This is a genomic window from Pseudomonas sp. R62 (assembly GCF_000257605.1).
Taxonomy (GTDB): domain Bacteria; phylum Pseudomonadota; class Gammaproteobacteria; order Pseudomonadales; family Pseudomonadaceae; genus Aquipseudomonas; species Aquipseudomonas atacamensis.
Genome location: NZ_AHZM01000853.1, coordinates 1 through 1,598, shown reverse-complemented (window position 1 = coordinate 1,598; position 1,598 = coordinate 1). Strand labels below are relative to the sequence as shown.

Annotated in this window: 3 protein-coding genes; all 3 read right to left on the bottom strand. The window is 61.9% G+C overall.

The features are described 5' to 3' along the window. Window positions 1-11: 11 nt before the first annotated feature. Window positions 12-1,013, bottom strand: a complete 1,002-nt coding sequence (locus tag OQK_RS00565; protein WP_016770653.1) for a glycosyl transferase family protein — start codon at window positions 1,011-1,013, stop codon at window positions 12-14. Then, window positions 1,010-1,345: a TusE/DsrC/DsvC family sulfur relay protein gene (locus OQK_RS00560; RefSeq protein WP_016770652.1), complete on the bottom strand. Its 336-nt coding sequence runs from the start codon at window positions 1,343-1,345 to the stop codon at window positions 1,010-1,012. Before OQK_RS00560 ends, OQK_RS00565 begins: the two co-directional genes overlap by 4 nt. Continuing rightward, a partial coding sequence (tusB, locus tag OQK_RS00555; protein ID WP_016770651.1) for a sulfurtransferase complex subunit TusB occupies window positions 1,342-1,598 on the bottom strand: 257 nt, incomplete at its 5' end. The genes tusB and OQK_RS00560, both read right to left, overlap by 4 nt.

The window sequence follows — 1,598 nt, the reverse complement described above, 5'->3', positions numbered from 1 at the left end:
CTAATGATCGGTTAGATCGATGTGTTGCGCGCCGCCCAGTACTGTTCTGCGGTTGCGAAGGCCTGTTCGCGATGCTGACCGAGACCGCGCAGGGCGAGGGCCATGGTCGCAATCAAGGCCATTTGCGGGTAACTGTCGACCACATCGCCACGCCACACGGCTTTCAAGTGCTCGATGTCCAGCGAGGCGGGTTTGACGTGGCGCTGCGCTGACAGCTGCGGCCATTCTTCGTCCCAGCTCTGACCGCCGCTGGTGCCATAAAGGTGGCTGGTGGCGTCGGGGTTGATCTCGATTTCACCGCCATCGCCCTTGACCACAATTGCCGTGTCGCCGAGCAAGCCGCTGGCATCGCGATGCACCGCCTGATAGCCCGGGTGGAAAATGCTTTGCAGGCCACAACGTGCGCCGAGCGGATTGAGAATCCGCGCCAGCGAGTGGATCGGCGACCGCAGGCCCAGGGTATTGCGCAGGTCGATCATCTTTTGCAACTGTGGCGCCCAGTCCACCAGCGGCATAAACGCCAGGCCGCCGTTGTCCAGTGCCGCGCCGACCTGCTGCCAATTGCGGCACAGGGGAATGTTCAGTTCGCCCAGCAGTTGTTCGCTGTACAGACGCCCGGCCGTGTGCGCGCCGCCGCCATGCATGAAGATGCGTACGCCGTTTTGCGCCAGGCACTTGGCCGCCAGCAGATACCACGGCAGGTGGCGTTTTTTGCCGGCGTAGGTCGGCCAGTCCAGGTCGACATTCAATGCGGGCGCGTGCAAGCGTGCGCGCAGGGCTTCGGTGAAACCGGCCATTTCCTCGGCACTTTCTTCCTTGTGCCGCAGCAACATCAGGAAGGCACCCAGTTGCGTATCTTCGACCTTGTCATCGAGCACCATGCCCATGGCCTCGCGGGCTTCCTCGCGCGTCAGGTCGCGGGCGCCGCGCTTGCCCTTGCCGAGAATGCGCACGAATTGCGCGAATGGATGCTCGGCAGGCGTTTCGAGGGTCAAAGCTGGAAAATCGTTCATAGGCAATTCGTCGGTTTGGGCAGGCCCGCCAGTTTCGCGGCGAGTTTGGCAGGGGTGCCTTTGAACAGTCGGTTCAGGTGCAGGCTGTTGCCTTTGTCCGCGCCGAGTTTCAACGCGGTGTACTTGATCAGCGGCCGCGTGGCCGGCGATAGCTGAAATTCGGCGTAGAAGCTACGCAGAAGCTCAAGGACTTCCCAGTGTTCGGGCGTCAACTCGATGTCTTCGGCGGCGGCGAGGGCGCTGGCGACTTCAGCCGACCAGTCGCTGAGGTCAACGAGAAAGCCGTCCTTGTCCAGTTCGATGGCGCGGGCGCCGACGGTCATTGAATTCATAGCCAGCTGTTGACCTTGGCGTGATGGATCGACAGTTCGACGAAGGCCGGGTAGTCAATGGCCTCGGCCCAGTCTGGAACCTCGATCGCACGCGCCTGTGCGTCCTCAACCAATACAAAAAGTTTGATTGGTCGCTCTTGCAGAGCAGCGAACGGCGCAGTGTCCGGTTGCATCGCATACACCGCATCGCCGGACAACAACACAGCGTCGGTGCTGCCGAGCAGGCGCAGACAACTGCTCAGACGATCGTCGC

Excerpts from the sequence above, each read along its gene's own strand:
- OQK_RS00565 (WP_016770653.1), bottom strand. The coding sequence starts at position 1,013 with ATGAACGATTTTCCAGCTTTGACCCTCGAAACGCCTGCCGAGCATCCA.
- OQK_RS00560 (WP_016770652.1), bottom strand. The coding sequence starts at position 1,345 with ATGAATTCAATGACCGTCGGCGCCCGCGCCATCGAACTGGACAAGGAC.